The following is a 17,873-nucleotide window of genomic DNA, read 5'->3' on the forward strand; positions in this document are numbered from 1 at the left end:
TCCCGCCCCCGGCCGCACCATCCGGACGAGCCGCACCACCCCCGCGATCCCGCGGGCTACTCCTCCTGAACACCCGTCGGGCGGGCGCGGCATTGAGCCGTGCCCGGCCGACGGCCTGTGCGCCTACGCGTCGGGGTCGCTCCGTACGGGCGACGCCTCCGGCTCCGCGGGCAGCCCGGCCTCATGCCGGTCCTCCTCGGTGCGCTCCTCGAGTTCGTCCTCGTCGGGGCGTCCCGGCATCCCGCGGCTGTGCCCGGAATCCGGATCTCCCTCGACGGCCTTGTTGGACTTGTGGTGGTGTGCCATGACTGCTCCTGTTCGTCGTGGGAGTCGGCGGGCGGACCGTGCGGTGCAGCAGGTCCTGCGCGTCGGCGCGGAGCGCTGCCGGCCCGTTCCGAGCCGTCCTCGCCCCGGGCCGCCGACCCGCCGGCGTGATGCGGGGCAGACGCCTGACGACGGGGTTACCCACACTCAAACGCGTCGGCTGCCGGGCCGCAAGCGGGGCCGGTCGCGCCTCGCCGGTCCGCTCACGCCCCGGCGCCGATGGAGACCACCGCCGCGGTCCCGGGACCCTCGGGCGTGTCATAGGCCACCGCGTCGCCGGCCCGGCGTCCGAGCAGCCCGCGGCCGAGCGGGCTGTCGGCGGTCACCAGCTCCTCGTCCCGGTCGTCGGCCAGCTCGCCGATGTGCACGGTGTCCGTCGTACCGTCGGCGAAGCGCACCGTGACGGTGCTGCCCACCCCGACGACGTCGGAGCGCGGCGAAACACTTACCGTGGCGTCGTGCAGGCGTTCCGTGACATCGGCGATCCTGGTGTCCAGCCGCGCGACCTCCGTGGCACGCTGCAATTCGTCGGCCTGGTCGGCACTGTCGCCGGGCGCGTCGGCGTCATTTCCCCGCAGGGTCACCGCGTACGACCGGCGTTCGTCGCGCAGATCGGACAGTTCCCGCTCCAGCGCCCGATGCGCGTCGGGGCTGAGGGGCTCGGAGCCACCGGTCATTTCTGCTCCCGTGGTTGTGGGGCGGAGCCGGATAAAGGTGCGTCGTGCGAAAATTCGGCACCCGACATCATTTTAGTCCAGGTGCCTTCCTCCGGCCCGGTCGCCGCCGCTGCGACGGCGGCGTAGCGTGAAACGTACGAACGGGCCGCCACGCTCGGGACTTTGCGTACGTGAAGGAGCTGAAAGACATGGGCAGGAATTCCCCGGCCAAGGGCCACCATGGCCTGGGTGCGCGAGGACAGGGAAAGCAGCTCTACTTCCACACCCGGATTCCGCACGGGGAACAGCAGTCCGGGGACCCGCAGCTCGCCAAGCGCCACCAGCCGCACGACCACCGGCGGCGAGACGGCCACTGGGTCCCGTGACCCTGCTTCTCCATGACCCGCGCGTCGCCGCAACCACAGTGAAGGTGGCATGGTGGATACGTCTGATCTGACCCCTGAAATCCTGGCCGACCTGCGCAGTCCGCGGCCGTATCCCGCGATCACGCTGGCGATGCCGACCGATCCTGACCGGCCCTTCGGCGAGAAGGACCGCATCCTGCTGCGCGACCTCGTCACCGAGGCCAAGCGGCAGCTGGCGGACGACCCCGGCGTTCCGCGGGACGCCGGGCTGGAATTGCGGGACCGCCTGCTGGATCCCGAGGTGATCGAGCGCGCGGGAATTCCCTTTCACGCCGCCGGCGCACTGGTGGTCCATATCGCCGCGGGTGAGCCGGTCCAGGTGTGGCAGTTGGCGTCGTCGGCCGTCGAACCGCGGGTGGCCTTCGCCACCGAATTCCTCACGCGGTACGCGGTGGCCGCCGAGCAGCGCTCCCGGCCGTATGTGGTGCTCGTCCTCGACCAGGAGACGTGCCGGCTCTACCGCGGCTCGGCGCGGAAATTGGTGGAGGTGACGCGGCACGGTTTCCCGGACGCGCCGCGGATTCCGTCGCCCGAGGATTCGATTCCCGGGCCGATTCCGCACGCCGCGCCCTACGAGGGGCACGAGGAGCGGGTCAGGCAGTATCTGCGGACCGTCGACGCACGGCTCGGGACGGCGCTGAAGGAGCACGGCGGGGAGCCGCTGTTCGTCATCGGGGGCGAGAAGATCCTCGCGTTCTTCAAGGGCCTCACGAGCCATGGGAGCCACATCGCGGGCACGCTGCCGCTGACCGGCATGGACAAGGACCCGGCGCCCGACCTGGAGAAGCGGCTGGCGCCGGTGCTCGCCGGCTTCCGCGACCGGCAGGTCGCCGAGGCCGTCGCGGACCTCGACGCGTCTCGCGCCCAGGTGAAGTACGCGGGCGGTCCGCCGGAGGTGTGGACCGCCGTCGCCGACAAGCGGGTGCGCCTGCTGGTGGTGGAGGAGGGTGCCGAGCTGGCGGGCCGGATCGGTGGCGACGGCCGGATCCTGGACGTCGTACCGTTCCCGGAGCCGGTGACGCTGCCGGACCCGGGGCGGAGCACCGAGCCGCCCGCCGCAGGTGTGGCCACCGACATCGTCGAGCAGCTGGTGGAGAACGCCGTGCGGGCGGACTCCCGGGTGCTGTTCGTGCCCGACGAGACGCTTCCCGGCGCCGAGGGTGTGGCGGCCGTCCTGCGGTACTGACCCAGCCGGGAGCCGCGGGCCGTCGGCTTCGGGTATCCCGACGGCCCGCCCAGCGTCGTGGCCGGGGTCGGCTCCGCGGCCTGGGACCGGCTGGTGGGCGGTCCGCGCCCCGCGGACCTGCGCCACTGGTCCTCAACACCGTCACGGACCCGGACGGCACCGAGCGGAAGACCCTGCGCGACGACATGCCCTTCGGCAGCCACGGCGGCGGCGCATTCGGCACCTGCTTCCTCGGTGACGCCCGCACCCCGGCGCTGACCGAGGAGATGCTCCGCCATATGCTCCCCGGCGACGGCCCGGTCACGCACGACCGCATCCTCGACTTCTGCACGGCGGTCACCGGCGGCCTCTTCTTCGTCCCCGCCGCCGGCTTACTCGACGGCCTCGCCGACACCCCGCCGCCACCCCCGGCCGACGAGCGGTCCGCGTCCGGCGACGCGAAGACCGGCTAGCGCGCGGCGCCGGGAGGCGAAAGGGCCGCCGCCAATTCCGCGGCGTCCGGCGGGTTCGCCCCCGACCGGGAGACCGTCAGCGCCGCCGCCGTCCCCGCGCGGTGCAGCGTCCGTGCGAGAGTCGGCCCGTCGAACGCCGCCGGGAGGTCCGGCCGGGCCGCGGCGCCGGTCAGCCCGAGGCCGGCCATCGTGTCCAGCGCGGCCGACATGAAGGCGTCACCCGCCCCCACCGTGTCCGCGACCTCGACCACGACCGGCGCGCCCGTCACCTGCCCGGCCCGGGTGAAGGCGAGGGCGCCGGAACCGCCGAGGGTCACGAAGACGACAGCAGGGCCGAGTTCGAGCCAGCGCCGCGCCACAGAAGCGGCCGGCTCGCCCGGGTACAGCCACTCCGCATCCTCGTCGCTGGCCTTGACCAGGTCGCTCAGCGCCACGCACCGCTCCACCCGGGCCACCGCCTCCACCCGGCCGCCCAGCAGGGCGGGCCGCACATTCGGGTCGTAGCTGACCGTCGCCGACCCCCGCAGCCGGGCCGCCGCGTCCAGCGCCGCCGCCGCGCCCGGCGGCTGGACCGCACCGATCGACCCGAGGTGCACATGCCGTACGCCCGCCGGTACGTCCACCGGCCGCAGCGTCCAGCCGATGTCGAAGTCGTACGTGGCCGCTCCGCGCCCGTCCAGCGTCACCACCGCGGTCGGGGTGGCCACGCCGGCCTGCCCGTCCGTCAGCACCTTCACCCCGGCCGACGCCAGGTGCCCGCCGATCAGCCGCCCGGCGTCGTCCTGCCCGAGCTGGGTGAGCAGCGTCGTCGGCTGCCCGAGCCGGGCGAGCCCGTAGGCGACGTTCGCGGGACTGCCACCGGGGTGCGGCACATCGGGGCTGCCGGGGGTGCGGACGATGTCGGCGACGCATTCGCCGACCACCAGAAAGTCGCTCATCCGCTCATCCTCCCGCGCCGGCCACCGACCGCCACCGCGGGGTGCGGCCGGCAGGGCGCGTTCACGCCGAACCCGCGACCGGTTGGCCGGACTCGGCCGGAAGACGGCCCCGACGCGCGGTGCGGGGCTGGCAGGATGTAAGGATGGGGCACATGAACAATGTCTATTTCGACATCTCCATCGACGACGAGCCGGCCGGACGCATCGTCTTCCGGCTGTTCGACGACGTGGTGCCCGAGACCGCCAGGAACTTCCGCGAGCTGGCCACCGGCGAGCACGGCTTCGGCTACGCGGGCTCCTCCTTCCATCGGGTCATCCCGGACTTCATGCTCCAGGGCGGCGACTTCACCTCCGGTGACGGGCGCGGCGGCAAGAGCATCTACGGGGCCAAGTTCAAGGACGAGAACTTCCAGCTCAAGCACGACCGCCCGTTCCTGCTGTCGATGGCGAACGCCGGGCCGAACTCCAACGGTTCGCAGTTCTTCATCACCACCGTCACCACCGACTGGCTCGACGGCAAGCACGTGGTCTTCGGCGAGGTCGTCGAGGGTGAGAAGCTCGTCAAGCTGATCGAGGGCAAGGGCTCCCGCAGCGGCAAGCCCTCCTCGAAGGTCGTCATCACCGCGTCCGGCACCGTCGAATAACCGTCCCGGGCACACGGCCGGGTCCCCGCCCAACCGCCCCCGATGACGTGAAGGGTCCCCGCGGGCCGCGGGCCCGCGGGGACCCTTCACGCGTCCCGCCGCGCCGACGGGTCAGCCGTGGTGCCCGCCGAAGTCCCCTCCGTGGTGGCTCCCGTGTGGGAAAGCCCGAAGGCGGCGGTCCCCGCGTCCGGCGGCCTCGGAGCCGGTGGCACCGGAGCCGCTCAGCGCAGTACGGCCGCCAGCAGGTCGGCCGCCGCCCGGACGGCGGGTGACGGTGAGTATCATGCCCGGTTTGCGACGCCGTCGGGCGCGCCGTACCCGACCTGGGCAGGCAGCTCCTCCACGAGGCCACGCCGGACGCGGCGGCGGGAGAGCGGACCACCCCGGCTGAGCCGCCGCCCGGTACGCGCGGCTACACCGATTCCTGGCCGTCGAGCCGCACCCGGCCGCCGACCTCGATGAAGTCCCCGGGGTACGGGGCCGTCATGATCTGGGAGCCGAGGCCCTGCGCGATGTTCAGCGCGCGGCCGAGCTGCTGGGTGAGCAGCAGCGCCGCCGCTCCGGTGGCCTCGTCCTCCTCGATCCCGTCGTCGCGGCCGGGAAAGGCCCTGGCCCTGATGCGGCCCGCCGCCCTGTCCTGCCAGGCCCAGGCGTAGATCCACTCGCCGGGCGGCGGCACCGGCAGCGCGTCCACCTCGTCGGCCGAGGCGTACTGCCGCAGGGTGCGGGGCGGCGCCCAGGCGGCCATCGCCTCGATCCAGCTGAACTCCCCGTCGAGGCGTACCCCCACCACCCCGGCGGGCGTGATGAGTTCGGGCAGGTCGAGCAGCCAGCCGGTGCCCACGCAAGGGTGCCCGGCGAAGGGCAGCCGCAGGGTGGGCGTGTAGATGTCGATACCGCCTCGCTCGGGGTCGTCCACGAAGACCGTCTCGCTGAACCCCAGCTTCCCGGCCAGCAGTTGGCGCTCGCGGGGGTCGGTCATGGCCGACCCGTCGCGTACGACGGCGAGTTCGTTGCCGTGACGGCCGTCGGCTCCGCAGAAGACGCGCAGTACGTCGTAGTCGGTCACTGGGGCAGTCAACCACGCCCGGCGGCACCGGACGACGGCCTTCCGCCCCCGCCGGGCGGCCCGGCTACGTGTCCGCGAGGAGCGTGGCCACCAGGCCGCGGGCCCAGTCGCCCGACGCCGGCCGGTCGCTGAAGACCGCCCGGTAGTACAGCGGTCCGAGCAGTGTGTCGACGGCCCGCTCCAGCTGGGGCACCCCGCCGCCCCTGGCCCGCTCCCGCTCGATGATCGCGCCGAGCTGCTCGTGCCGGTCGGCCGTGCACGCGCAGCCGCCCTCCGGGCCCGAGCCGATGGCCGCGCGCATCAGGGCGAGGACATCGGGGTCCGCGAGGTCGGTGGCGACGTCGCCCATCCACCGCTCCAGGTCGCCGGCCAGGGAGCCGGTGTCGGGCACCACGACATCGCCGCTGAAACGGCTGGTGGCGACATCGGCCAGCAGCTGGGCCACCGATCCCCAGCGCCGGTAGACCGTGGTCGGGTGCACCCCGGCTCGCGCGGCGACAGCGGGAATGGTCAGGGCCTCGGCCGGTCCCGCGCCGGCCAGTTCCTCGACGGCCCGGTGCACGGCCGCACGTACCCGGGCGGAGCGACCGCCGGGCCGTGTCTGGACTGCTTCGCTCATACCGAAATTATCGCACTCATCGTTGCGTTAGCATAGCGGTCACTAACGCAACGATCACTGCCATCGGAGATTCGTATGCCCGTCGCGCCGATGCACCACGACAAGAGCCCCGCTGCCCCGGACGCCCGGCGGAGCACGGCCGGGCGACGCGGGCTGAGCCGGCCCGCCGCGTTCGCCGCCATCGCGGCGATCTTCGTCCTGTTCATGGCCGCGTCCAGCGCGCCGTCCCCCCTCTACGTCGTCTACCAGCACGAGTGGAGCTTCTCCGCGTCCACGCTGACGACCGTCTTCGCCGTCTACGTCGTCGGCATGATCGGCGCGCTCCTGGTGCTCGGGGCGCTGTCCGACCACATAGGCCGCCGTCCGGTCCTGGTCTCGGCGATCGCGCTCGAAGCGGTGGCGATGGTGCTGTTCATCGTCGCCGGCGACGTCCCGCTGCTGCTGACGGCCCGCTTCGTGCAGGGCGTCGCCACAGGAGCGGCGATGACGACACTCGGCGCGACGCTGGTCGACCTCAACCCGCCGCACGCACCGCACCGCGCGGGAGTCATCACCGGCGCCGCGCCGACGTTCGGCCTCGGCCTGGGCGCGCTCGGCTGCGGCTTCCTCGTCCAGTACGGGCCGCACCCGACCCGGCTGGTGTACGTGCTGCTGCTCGCAGGCCTGGTGCTGGCCGGCCTGCTCGTCGCCGTACTGCCGGAGACCTCCCAGCAGCGGCCGGGCGCCGCGCGCTCGCTCCAGCCCCGGCTCGGCGTCGCCCCCAGGCTGCGGGCCGACCTGATCGCGCTGGTGCCGATCCTGGTGGCCAGCTGGGCGCTCGGCGGGCTCTACCTCGCGCTCGGCCCGTCCGTGGCCGTGGGCCTGTTCGGCCTGTCCAGCCACGTCGTCGGCGGTCTTGTCGTCACCCTGCTGTGCGGGCCTGCCTCGATCACGGCGTTCGCGCTGCGCGGCTGGCCGACCGAGCGCACGCTCGCGCTGGGCGCAGGCCTGCTGGTGGCCGGTACGGCGGTCGGCCTGGCCGGGGTCGAGGCGCACTCGGTCACGGCGGCGGCCCTCGGTACGGCCATCGCCGGTGTGGGCTTCGGCGGAGCGGGCCTGGCCAGTTTCGGCACCCTGGCCCGGATAGCGGAACCGGCCGAGCGGGGCGAGCTGTTCGCGGTCGCCTTCGTGATCTCCTACCTCGCCTTCAGTATCCCGGCCGTCGTCGCCGGGTTCGCCACCACCGACGTGGGCCTGCACAGGACCGCGGTCGTCTACAGCGCCGCCGTCATCGCCTTCGGCGCGCTCGCGCTGGTCGCGCAGCGCGTGCGCACCGGGCGCGCCGCCGTGGCCGGTCAGGCCGACCGCACGGCGGCCTGACCCGGGGGAAGCAGCAGGGCGGCGCGGTGCCGCCGGTCGGCCCGGCGCCGCGCCGACATCCGTGAAGACGGCCGCCCACGGCCGTGAAGACCGGCGACCCCGGCCGGCAAAGGGCAGGGCGCCGGTCCGTACCCCGCGTGCGGACGCGGCCCCGTCCGGCATCATGCTGCGCATGAGCGGCTCCGAAGTCACCAGCGGCCCCGGCGCGGGCAAGGCGGCACACAGCAGGGTCCCGATGACCGGGCGCGATCCGGAGGAACCCGGCAGGGTCTCCTCACCTCTGGAGCTGCTGTTCGACCTGACCTTCGTGGTGGCGGTCGGCACCGCCGCCTCGCAGTTCGCCGAGATGCTCGCCGAGGACCATCCCGGGCAGGCGGTCGTGGCCTTCGTGCTGGCGATGTTCGCGATCAGCGTCGCCTGGATCAGCTTCAGCTGGTTCGGCTCCGCGTTCGCCACCGACGACTGGCTCTACCGGGCGCTGACGATGGTGCAGATGATCGGCGTCGTCATCTTCTCGCTCGGCCTGCCGGCGATGTTCCACTCCGTCCAGGAGGGCCACCACCTGGAGTTGCGGGCGATGGTGATCGGCTACGTCGTGATGCGGATCGCGATGGTGCTGCACTGGTGGCGCGCCGCCACCGAATCACCCTCCTTCCACAAGGTCGGGACGGCCAACATCCGCTGGACAGTGATCGTCCAGGCCGGCTGGATCGCCGTGGGCTTCACCGACCTGCCGATCGCCGCCGTCTTCGCGGCCTTCGCCGTGCTCGGCGTCCTGGAACTCGTCCTGCCGGTCATCACCCAGGGCGAGGCGGGCGCCACACCGTGGCACCCGCACCACGTGGCCGAGCGGTACGGCCTGTTCGCGATCATCACGCTGGGCGAGGGCGTGGTCGGCACCGTCGCCTCGTCCGGTGAACTCCTCGGTGGCGCCGACGGGACGCAGTGGAGCGGGAACGCGGTCGCCATCGTCGTCGCCGGCGTCGGGCTCACCTTCGGCATGTGGTGGGTGTACTTCGCGACCCCCTTCGGCGACATCCTCGCCCGCCGCCGGGGCCGCGGCTACCTCTTCGGCTACGGGCACATCCCGCTGTTCCTCGGCATCGCCGGCGCCGGGGCGGGGCTGCACCTGGCCGGCCTGCAACTGGAGCAGCACTCGGAACTCGCCGACACCACCGTCGTCCTGTCCCTGGCCCTCCCCGTGGGCCTCTACCTGGTCATGGTCTATCTGCTGCACACCCTGCTGCTGTCCGCGGCGGACTCCTTCCACCTGCTGCTGATCTCCCTCACCCTCGCCGTCCTGCTCGCGGCCGTGCTGCTGTCGGTGGCCGGTGCCGCCATCGCGGTGTGCCTGCTGGTGCTCATGCTCGCCCCGTTCGTCACCGTGATCGGCTACGAGACGGTCGGCCACCGCCACCAGCAGGGCATGCTGGACGACCTCACGGCCCAGCGGCACTGAGCGGCCCGCACAGTGCCCTGCCCGGCTGCCCGGCTGTCCGGCTGTCCGGCTGTCCGGCTGCCCGGCTGTCCGGCGTACGGCCCGGGCGGGCCGCCGGGCCGCGGCGGCGTCCGCGGGCCATGCTGCACCCATGGCTGACCTCCCGCTGATCGCGCCGATGCTCGCCACCCCCGGCCGCCTGCCGCTGCCCGGCGGGGACGGGGGGTGGGCGGTGGAGACCAAGCAGGACGGGCAGCGCGCGGTGGTCCACGCGCCCGGTGACGGTACGGCGCTGGTCCGGTCCAGGAGCGGCGAGGACATCACCGCGGTCTACCCGGAGCTGCGCGGCCTCGGCGGCGCGCTCGGCGCGGTCCCCGCGGTCCTGGACGGGGAGGTCGTCGCGCTCGACGCGTCCGGCCGGCCGGACTTCGAGCGGTTGCAGGCCCGGATGGGCCTGCTGCGCTCACCGGGCCGCGCGGCCCGACTCGCGACCACGACGCCGGTACATCTGATGATCTTCGACGTCCTCCTGCTCGGCGGACGGGACCTGACGGGCCGTCCGTGGACCGAGCGGCGCGAGGTGCTGGCCTCGCTCGGCCTGGCCGGTCCGCGCTGGTCGGTGCCCGCGGCCGTCGTCGGCCGGGCGGCGGAGGCGCTGGAGGCGACGCGGGCGGCGGGTCTTGAGGGCATCGTGTGCAAGCGGCTGACGTCCGTCTACGAGCCCGGAGTCCGGTCGCGGTCGTGGATCAAGATCCGGAACGTACGGACGCAGGACGTGATCGTCGGCGGGTGGGTGCCGGGCAGCGGGCACCTGGCCGGGCTGCCCGGTGCGCTGCTGGTCGGCGAACACCGCGACGGAGCCCTGCGCTATCTCGGCAGCGTGGGCACCGGCTGGTCCGACCGCGAGCGGGCCGTGCTCGCCCGCCTGCTGGACGTCGCGGCGACGGACACCTGCCCCTTCCGCCCGGCCCCGCGGGTGCCGCGTGCCCGGTGGGTGCTGCCCCGCCTGGTCGGCGAGGTCGGATACTCGGCCCGGACGCGGGCCGGCCTGCTGCGGCAGCCGTCCTGGTACCGGCTGCGCCAGGACCTCGCTCCCGGCGACGTCGCCTGACCGGACCGGCCGCCCCGGACGCCGTTGTCATCCGCTGCCCCGGACGCGCCGTCACCTGCCGCCTTCGCCGGCCTGCTGCGGCGGGAGGCCTCGGGAGAGGTAGCCGCCGAGAGTGCCGGCGATGACGGCCATGACCTCGCCGGCGGCGGGGTGGACGAAGAAGTGGCCGCCGGGCAGGACACGCAGCCGGGCGCCGGCGGCGGACTGCCCGCGCCAGCCGTCCAGGACCCGCACCGGCACCAGCGGGTCGTCGGTACCGCCGAAGACGGTCAGCGGCACCCCCAGGGGCGGCTCCGGGCGGTATTCGTACGTCTCCAGCAGCGAGAAGTCGGCCCTGAGAGTGGGCAGCATCAGCGCCATCAGCTCCTCGTCGTCGAGCATCTCGCGAGGGGTGCCGCCGAGAATGCGCAGCTCGTCCAGGACGTCGGCGTCGGGTGCCCCGTGGATCGGGGGACGGTTGCGGGGCGTGCCGGGGGCGGCTGCCCCGGACACGAACAGGTGGGCGGGTGGCGGGAGTTCGCGGCGGCGCAGGGTCCTGGCCAGCTCGAAGGCGAGCAGGCCGCCCATACTGTGCCCGAAGACCGCGTAGGGCCGGTCGAGGTGGGGCGCCAGCGCGCCCGCCAGCGCGTCGGCCAGCGGCCGCATCCGGCTCAGCGGCGGTTCGCCGATCCGGCCGCCGCGGCCGGGCAGTTCCAGCGGGCAGACCTGGAGGCCGCCGGGCGCCAGGGCGGGCCAGCCGCGGTAGGCGGCGGCGCTGCCGCCGGCGTAGGGCAGGCAGAACAGCCGCACCGCGGCGCCCTGGTCGGGCTCGCCGCGGCCGAACCACGGGTTGTGCACGTCGGTCCTCCTTCGTCGCGCGGACACCGGCGCCGCTCGGCCCGGCCCGTACCGCTGGTCAGTCCGTCAGCCTCAGGGCGCCCGACGGGCAGCGCCGTACGGCCTCCTCGGCGTCCCCGATGTGAGTGTCCGCCGGCGCGGGCCGCAGCAGCAGCACCGTCCCGTCCACGTCCGACTGGTCGAACAGGTCGGGCGCGGTCAGGGCGCACATGCCCGAGCTGGCGCACATGTCGGTGTCGGCCTCGATTCGCATCCTCGGCATCTTCCGGTTCGCGGGGGAGGGGCGGGACGTGAACGGCGCCGGGGGCCGTCCGCAGCAGGGGGATCCGGGTCAGGCGGCCATGCCGCCGTCGATCTGGAAGGTGGCCCCCGTGATGTAGCCGGCCCGGTCGGACAGCAGGAAGGACACGAGGTCGGCGACCTCCTCGGGGCGCCCGAAACGGCCGAGCGCGGCGCGCTGCTCGAACCGGTCGCGTACGTCCTGCGGCAGGGCCAGTACGGGGTCGGTGGCGATGAAGCCGGGCGCCACGGTATTGGCGCGGATGCCGTAGCGGCCGACCTCGCGGGCGAGGGACTTGGTGAAGCCGATGATCCCGGCTTTGGACGCGGCGTAGTTGGTCTGCCCCGCGTTACCGTGCAGGCCCGCGATGGAGGACAGGGTGACGATCGCGCCGCGGCGCCGTCTGATCATGTCGCCGACAACGGCGCGGCAGACGTGGAAGACACCGTCGAGATTGGTGCGCAGCACACCCGTCCAGTCCTCGTCCTCCATTAGCGCCAGCGGCTGGTCGCGCAGCACCGCCGCGGAGGTGACGGCGGCCTGTACGGGGCCGAGGGCGTCCTCGACGGCGTCGACCAGGTCGTCCACGGCGCCCGGGTCGGCGACGTCGGCGCGGCGGACGAACGCCCGGCGGCCCAGCGCGCTGATCTCCTTCTCCACCTCACGGGCGGCGGAGTCGTCGGAGGCGTAGCAGACGGCGACGTCGTAGCCGTCCTGCGCCAGGCGCAGCGCGACGGCCCGGCCGATACCCCGGGAGCCGCCCGCCACCAGGGCGACGGGACGGGCGGTGCCGCTCATGCCTGGTCCTCGCTCTCCGCGGCCTCCGCGGCCAGCAGTTCGAGCAGCTGCGCTTCCACTTCCTCGTCGGTGAGCCCGGCAAGCGGGTCGAGGCCGTCCGCCGCGTCGTCGCCGAGGCCGCGGTCCAGGACCTCGATGGTGCTGCGCGGACCGGCCGCGCCGGGGCCGGCGCCGGGCGCGGAGTCGAGCAGGTCCGCGGTGTGGGCGACCGTGGGGCGGTCGAAGAACGCCCGCAGGTCCAGATCGGCGCCGAGCCGGGCCTTGATACGGGTGCCGATCTGCACGGCGGCCAGCGAGTGGCCGCCCAGGGCGAAGAAGTCGTCGTCGACGCCGACCCGCTCCAGGCCCAGGATCTCCTGCCACACCTCGGTGAGTGCCTGCTCGCGGGGCGTGCGGGGGGCGACGTACGGCGTGGCGAGGTCCGGCCGCGGGTGGGTGCCGCCGGGCGGGCCGAGCTGGTCCATCTCCCGCGCCAGCAGTTCGGGCGTCAGCGTACGGGCAAGGGCGCGGACGCCGTCGAAGTCCCGGTGGGAGACCACCAGGTGGCCGGGGCGGCCGGCGGCGGCGAGGATACGGGCGAAGGCGTCCTGGCCCTGCCGCTCCGTGATGCCCTCGCCCAGGGTGCGCAGCACCTCGGGTCCGGCCTGCTCGTGGTGGCCGTCCTGGTCCGGGTGCTGCCCGGGCTCCGCCGAGGCGCGCAGGATCTGCTCGCGCAGGCCGCTCAGATCGTTGATCCGCTTGATGGTGAAGTCGCTGATGCTCACCAGCACCCGGCCGTCGGGGTCGAGGATCTCGATGTCGCACGTGCTGGTCTCGCCCGCCGAGTCCGCGGGTTCCTTCATCCGGACGTACGCGTGGACGGTGCTGGTCAGACCATGGGTGAAGCGCAGCCTGCGGTAGCTGAACGGCAGGTAGTAGGTGTCCGGGGCGTGCACCCGGGCGGTGCCGCCTGCCGCGTCGAGCAGCGCCGGGTGCAGCAGGTAGTCCGTGAGGTCGCCGTGGTATTCCTCGTCGAGCCGCAGGGTGGCCAGCAGCCGCCGGGCGCCGACCTGGATCTCCCGCATGCACCTCCAGCGCGGGCCGAAGGAGAACTCGATCGGGCCGCCCTTCTCGAACCGGTCGAGCCTGAGCCCGAGTTTGATCGACTCCGTGGTGTCCAGGACGTCCCGCACCTCGCAGCCGGCGAGCAGTTCGCCGAGGTCGCGTACGGTGTCGGGCCGGCGCTCGGGGAAGGCGACGGTGCCGCGCGCGTGGTCGGTCCAGGCCGCGGCCCCGGGCGCGCCGGTGCGGCTCTGCACGGCGAAGTGCCAGCGGCCGTCGCGCTCCTCGACGGTGGTGAAGACCTCGCGGGTCTGCCCGTCGGGCACGATGACCGGGACCAGGTACTGCACATCGCCGATCTCGATGTCCCGTCCGGCCGCCTGCCCGGCCGCGGCGGCCCGCACCAGCTCCAGGTAGGCGGTGCCCGGGACGAGGCCGTGGCCCTGAATGCGGTGGTCGCCGACGATCCAGCTGTCGGCGGTGCTCAGGACGGTGGCGTACGTACGGGAGGCCGGAGTGTCGCGGACCAGGCGCTGGAGGAGCGGGTGGTCGCCGAGCGCCGTCCCGCCCGGGCCGCCGAACCTGGAGCCGAGCCCGGCGGCCATACCGGTCTCCTGCCAGGTGTCCCAGCCGACGGCCGTGACGGGCAGCCCGGTCTCCCGCCGCTTCCACTGGGCGAAGGCGTCGAGGAAGGCGTTGGCGGCGGCGTAGTCGCTCTGTCCCGGGCCGCCGAGGACGGCGGTCACCGAGGAGCACAGCAGCAGGAAGTCCAGGTCGTCGTCGCGGCAGACCCGGTCCAGGACGAGCAGCCCGTGGGTCTTGGCGGCGAGCACCGCGTCGGCCTCCGCCCGGGTCTTGGTGACCATCATGCCCTGCGACGGGCTGCCCGCGGCGTGCACGACGCCGTTCAACGGGCCCGCGGCGGCGCGCAGTTCGGCCACCGCTTGCCCGGTCTGCCGCTCGTCGGTGACGTCGGCGCGCAGCACCACGACGCGGGCGCCGAGGCCCTCGATGTGCCGCAGCCGGCGGATACGGGCGCTCGTGGGGTCGTCGGCTCCGTGGGCGGCGAGCCACGCGTCCCACGCGGCGGGCGCGGGGAACGCCGAGCGGCCGAGCAGCCCGAGCACGGGCCGGGAGGCAGCGCCCGCGAGGTGTTCCGCCATCGCCAGGCCGAGGCCGCCGAGGCCGCCGGTGATGAGGTAGACGCCGCCGTCGCGCACGCCTGCGCCGTCCGCGTCCAGGGCGATCCGGTCGAAGCCGCGGCTCCACCAGTGGCGCCCGCGCAGCGCGAGTTCCGGCTCGCCCGCGGGACGGGCGAGCGCGGTGAGCACGGCGCCGACGACGCTGTCGAGCGGGCGGGCGGCCTCGGCTCCGGTGATGTCGAGGGCGCGGCAGGCGGCGCCGGCGATCTCCTGCGGGATCACCGTGCAGGCGCCGAGCAGGAGGGACTGCTCGGGCATCAGCGGTTCGTCGCCGGTGACGTCGTACACGCCGCGGCACAGCACGTCGATGGTCACCGGGACCCGGGGGCGTTCGCCGCTGAGGGCCTGGGCGAGGGCGAGCAGGCTGTCGAAGCCGGTGCGGCGGGCGGCGTCCAGCCGGTCACCGGTGAGCGGTTCCGCGCTGCTCGCGCCGGCGGCCGCGCTCCACAGGTGGACGAAGCGCAGGCGCGGCCCGTCGCCTTCCGCGCCGGGGGCCGCTGCCGGGGCCGGGCCCAGGGCCGGGACGAGCGCGGCCAGGTGGTCGCGCTCGGCCGGGTCCACCGTCCAGGAGTCGCCCGACCCGGCCAGGGCGCCGCCCGCGGTGACGCGGACGACCCGGTCACCGGCCGCCGCCAGCCGCTCGGCCAGGGCGTCGCCCAGGGCGGTGCCCGCGCCGAGCACCACCCAGGTGTCCCCGGTGGGGCCGGCCGCCCTCGCGGCCGGGAGGGGGAGGCGCTTCCAGCCCGGGGCGTAGAACCAGTCGCCGGGCGAGGCGGCCGAGGCGGGCGCCGCCGGTACGGCCGCAGCCGCGGCGTGTCGGTCCGCGCCCGCCGGCTCGACCCAGTAGCGGCGCCGCTGGAAGGCGTAGCCGGGCAGCCGCAGCGGCGGACGGGGGGCGCCGCCGTGGACGGCCGCCCAGTCGACGCGGGCGCCGGCGCTCCACAGGGCGCCCAGGCTCGCCTGGAGATATGCGGTGTCGTCGGTCCGGTCGCCGGGGTGCCGCAGCGATCCGGCCGCGGTGCGCGCGTCCGTCCACGCCCGGTGGGCGCGGACGAAGCTGGTGAGGTTCTGGCCGGGGCCGACCTCCAGCGGCAGTAGCGCCGGGTCGGCGAGCAGGATGTCCAGCGCGTCGCGGAAGCGCACCGGCCGCCGCAGGTGGGCGCCCCAGTATTCGGGGCTGGTCGCCTGCTCGTCGGTGATCCAGGTGCCGGTCACATTGGACAGGAAGGGGACGGCCGGGGCGTGCAGGGTGACCGCGCGCACCTCCTGGACGAACGGGTCGACGGCGCCGTCCATGTCGGGGGAGTGGAAGGCGTGCGAGGTGTGCAGGCGGCGGCATCCGATGCCCTCGGCCGCCAGCCGCGCTTCGAGGGCCGCCACCGCGTCCGCGCTGCCGGCGACCACGCTGAGCGCGGAGGAGTTGACCGCGGCGAGGCTCAGACCGTCGCCGAGCCGGGCGGCGGTGTCCTCCTCGGAGAGGAAGACGCTGAGCATGGCGCCCCCGGGCATCTCCTGGACGAGCCGGCCGCGGGCGGCCACCAGGCGTACGGCGTCCTCCAGCGAGAAGACCCCGGCCAGGCAGGCGGCGACGTATTCGCCGATGCTGTGCCCCGCCATGGCCCTGGGCTGCACGCCCCAGGACTGCCACAGCCGGGCGAGCGCGTACTCCACCGCGAAGAGCACCGGCTGGGCGATCCGGGTGCGGCGCAGCACCTCGGCGGCGCTCTCGGGCGCCTCGGGGTCGTCCGGGCCGAGGACCAGGGTGCGCAGGTCCTGCCCCAGGTGCGGGGCGAACGCCTGCGCGCACCGGTCGAACTCGGCGGTGAAGACCGGCTCGTGGGCGTACAGGCCGCGGGCCGTACCGGGGTATTGGGCGCCCTGGCCGGGGAAGAGGAAGGCGACCGGCGCGGTCTCGGGCGCGGCGGCCGTCGCGGGCCCCGCGGCCAGCCGGCGCAGTCCCGCGGCGGCCTCCTCGGCGCTGTGGCAGACCACCGTCCCGCGGTGCTCGAAGTGCCGTCGGCGGCAGGCCAGGGTGGCGGCGACGGCGTCGAGGTCGGTGCCGGGCCGCAGTTCGAGGTGGTCGGCCAGCCGCCGGGCGGCGGCGGTGAGCGCGGGTGCGGACTTCGCGGACAGCACCAGCAGCCGGGCCGGGCGGCCCGGGGCGGGTACGGGGGCCGGCAGGGGGGCCTCCTCGATGACGACGTGCACATTGGTGCCGCCGATCCCGAAGGAGCTGACGCCGGCCCGGCGCGGCTGGTCCGCGCGTGGCCAGGGCCGCAGCGCGGTGTTGACGTAGAACGGGCCGGTCTCCAGGGCGAGTCCGGGGTTGGGCCGCTCGCAGTGCAGCGTCGGCGGGATCGCCTCGTGCTTGAGCGCGAGGGCGGCCTTGATCAGGCCGGTGACCCCGGCGGCGGCGTCCAGGTGGCCGACGTTGCTCTTGACCGAGCCGATGGCGCAGAACCCGGCGTCCTGCGTGCCGGCCCTGAAGGCCCGGGTGAGGGCGGCGACCTCGATGGGGTCGCCGAGCGGGGTGCCGGTGCCGTGGGTCTCGACGAAGCCGACGGTGGCCGGGTCGATGTCGGCCAGGGCCAGGGCCTCGGCGATGACATCGGCCTGGCCGTCGACGCCGGGCGCGGTGTAGCCGGCCTTCAGCGAGCCGTCGTTGTTGACGGCGGTGGCCAGGATCACCGCGTCGACCGTGTCGCCGCCGGCCCGGGCGTCCTCCAGGCGGCGCAGGACGACGATGCCGACCCCGTTGCCCGCGACCGTCCCGGCGGCGTCGGCGTCGAAGGCCCGGCACGTGCCGTCGGGGGACAGGATGCCGCCGGGCTCGTACTGGTAGCCGCCGAGCAGCGGGGACGAGACCGAGACACCGCCGGCCAGGGCGATGTCGCACTCGCTGTTGAGCAGGCTCTGGCAGGCCAGGTGCACCGCGGTCAGCGAGGTGGAGCAGGCGGTCTGCACGGTGACCGCGGGACCGGTGAGGTCGAGCTTGTAGGCCGCGCGGGTGGCCAGGAAGTCCTTGTCCGAGGCCAGCATCACCTGGTAGAGGCCGGCCGAGTCCAGGACCCGCTGGTTGGTCATCAGGTTGAACAGCAGGTAGGAATTCAGGCCGGAGCCGCCGAAGACGCCGATCCGCCCGTCGAAGCGCTGCGGGTCGACACCCGCCGACTCCAGGGCGTGCCAGGCGCATTCGAGGAAGACCCGGTGCTGGGGGTCGAGGAGTTCGGCCTCGCGGGGGCTGTAGCCGAAGAAGCCCTCGTCGAAGCGGTCGGCGCCGGCCAGCACGCCCTTGGCCTTGACGTAGCCCTCCTGGCCGAGCAGCAGGGGGTCGGCGCCCGCCGCGAGGAGTTCCCCCTCGGTGAAGGCGGTGATGCCCTCCCTGCCCTGTTCGAGGTTGCTCCAGAAGGTCTCCACGTCGTCGGCGCCGGGGAAGCGTCCTGCCATGCCGATGATGGCGATACGGCCCGGATCCTGGTCTGGCTCTGACACTT

At 74.3% G+C, this 17,873-nt stretch carries 16 protein-coding genes; 7 read left to right on the top strand and 9 right to left on the bottom strand.

The genetic code is table 11. The features are described from left to right. Positions 1–123: 123 nt before the first annotated feature. Both V7E46_RS07970 and V7E46_RS07975 read right to left on the bottom strand, forming a co-directional pair. Entirely contained in the window at positions 124–306 is a 183-nt protein-coding gene (locus V7E46_RS07970) for a hypothetical protein (protein WP_333767756.1), read from the bottom strand. A 221-nt stretch (positions 307–527) separates the two neighbouring features. After that, complete coding sequence (locus V7E46_RS07975) at positions 528–1,001, bottom strand: GreA/GreB family elongation factor (RefSeq protein WP_333767757.1); 474 nt, start codon at positions 999–1,001, stop codon at positions 528–530. Positions 1,002–1,171: 170 nt separating this feature from the next. Here V7E46_RS07975 and V7E46_RS07980 point away from each other — a divergent pair, with 170 nt between their 5' ends. The 3 genes from V7E46_RS07980 to V7E46_RS07990 all read left to right on the top strand — a co-directional run bounded on the left by V7E46_RS07980 (position 1,172) and on the right by V7E46_RS07990 (position 3,043). Further along, on the top strand, positions 1,172–1,366 hold the full coding sequence (locus tag V7E46_RS07980; protein WP_333767758.1) for a hypothetical protein: 195 nt from the start codon (positions 1,172–1,174) through the stop codon (positions 1,364–1,366). A 49-nt stretch (positions 1,367–1,415) separates the two neighbouring features. Then, positions 1,416–2,591, top strand: coding sequence for a baeRF3 domain-containing protein (locus V7E46_RS07985; protein ID WP_333767759.1), 1,176 nt, complete (start codon positions 1,416–1,418; stop codon positions 2,589–2,591). A gap of 125 nt (positions 2,592–2,716) precedes the next feature. Beyond that, a complete protein-coding gene (locus V7E46_RS07990; protein WP_443054087.1) occupies positions 2,717–3,043 on the top strand; it encodes a hypothetical protein in 327 nt (108 codons plus the stop codon). Here the strand turns inward: V7E46_RS07990 and V7E46_RS07995 are convergent. Further along, positions 3,040–3,981 carry a carbohydrate kinase family protein gene (locus tag V7E46_RS07995; RefSeq protein WP_333767760.1) on the bottom strand — a complete coding sequence of 314 codons (942 nt, stop codon included), beginning with the start codon at positions 3,979–3,981 and terminating at the stop codon, positions 3,040–3,042. The two genes, V7E46_RS07990 and V7E46_RS07995, sit on opposite strands and share 4 nt — an antisense overlap. Positions 3,982–4,133: 152 nt before the next feature. Here V7E46_RS07995 and V7E46_RS08000 point away from each other — a divergent pair, with 152 nt between their 5' ends. After that, complete coding sequence (locus V7E46_RS08000) at positions 4,134–4,625, top strand: peptidylprolyl isomerase (protein WP_443054080.1); 492 nt, start codon at positions 4,134–4,136, stop codon at positions 4,623–4,625. A 412-nt stretch (positions 4,626–5,037) separates the two neighbouring features. Here the strand turns inward: V7E46_RS08000 and V7E46_RS08005 are convergent, their stop codons facing one another. Beyond that, positions 5,038–5,694: a PhzF family phenazine biosynthesis protein gene (locus V7E46_RS08005; RefSeq protein ID WP_333767762.1), complete on the bottom strand. Its 657-nt coding sequence runs from the start codon at positions 5,692–5,694 to the stop codon at positions 5,038–5,040. A gap of 64 nt (positions 5,695–5,758) precedes the next feature. After that, positions 5,759–6,313, bottom strand: a complete 555-nt coding sequence (locus V7E46_RS08010; RefSeq protein WP_333767763.1) for a TetR/AcrR family transcriptional regulator — start codon at positions 6,311–6,313, stop codon at positions 5,759–5,761. 75 nt (positions 6,314–6,388) lie between these two features. Here V7E46_RS08010 and V7E46_RS08015 point away from each other — a divergent pair, with 75 nt between their 5' ends. The 3 genes from V7E46_RS08015 to V7E46_RS08025 all read left to right on the top strand — a co-directional run bounded on the left by V7E46_RS08015 (position 6,389) and on the right by V7E46_RS08025 (position 10,221). Beyond that, the gene (locus tag V7E46_RS08015; protein WP_333767764.1) at positions 6,389–7,672 is read left to right on the top strand and encodes an MFS transporter; all 1,284 of its coding nucleotides are present in this window, start codon (positions 6,389–6,391) and stop codon (positions 7,670–7,672) included. A 172-nt stretch (positions 7,673–7,844) separates the two neighbouring features. Next, positions 7,845–9,131, top strand: a complete 1,287-nt coding sequence (locus V7E46_RS08020) for a low temperature requirement protein A (RefSeq protein WP_333767765.1) — start codon at positions 7,845–7,847, stop codon at positions 9,129–9,131. Between the two features lie 130 nt (positions 9,132–9,261). Beyond that, positions 9,262–10,221: an ATP-dependent DNA ligase gene (locus V7E46_RS08025; RefSeq protein WP_333767766.1), complete on the top strand. Its 960-nt coding sequence runs from the start codon at positions 9,262–9,264 to the stop codon at positions 10,219–10,221. Positions 10,222–10,272: 51 nt separating this feature from the next. Here V7E46_RS08025 and V7E46_RS08030 read toward each other — a convergent pair whose 3' ends face one another. The 4 genes from V7E46_RS08030 to V7E46_RS08045 form a co-directional block, all read right to left on the bottom strand. Beyond that, positions 10,273–11,058 (bottom strand): thioesterase II family protein, encoded by a 786-nt coding sequence (locus tag V7E46_RS08030; protein WP_333767767.1) that lies wholly within the window; start codon positions 11,056–11,058, stop codon positions 10,273–10,275. A 58-nt stretch (positions 11,059–11,116) separates the two neighbouring features. Then, complete coding sequence (locus V7E46_RS08035; protein WP_329171724.1) at positions 11,117–11,311, bottom strand: ferredoxin; 195 nt, start codon at positions 11,309–11,311, stop codon at positions 11,117–11,119. Positions 11,312–11,389: 78 nt separating this feature from the next. Further along, a complete protein-coding gene (gene fabG / locus V7E46_RS08040; protein WP_329171722.1) occupies positions 11,390–12,136 on the bottom strand; it encodes a 3-oxoacyl-ACP reductase FabG in 747 nt (248 codons plus the stop codon). Next, positions 12,133–17,871 carry a type I polyketide synthase gene (locus tag V7E46_RS08045; protein WP_333767768.1) on the bottom strand — a complete coding sequence of 1,913 codons (5,739 nt, stop codon included), beginning with the start codon at positions 17,869–17,871 and terminating at the stop codon, positions 12,133–12,135. Before V7E46_RS08045 ends, fabG begins: the two co-directional genes overlap by 4 nt. Positions 17,872–17,873: the final 2 nt, after the last annotated feature.

It is taken from the genome of Streptomyces sp. IBSBF 2435 (assembly GCF_036815005.1).
GTDB lineage: Bacteria > Actinomycetota > Actinomycetes > Streptomycetales > Streptomycetaceae > Actinacidiphila.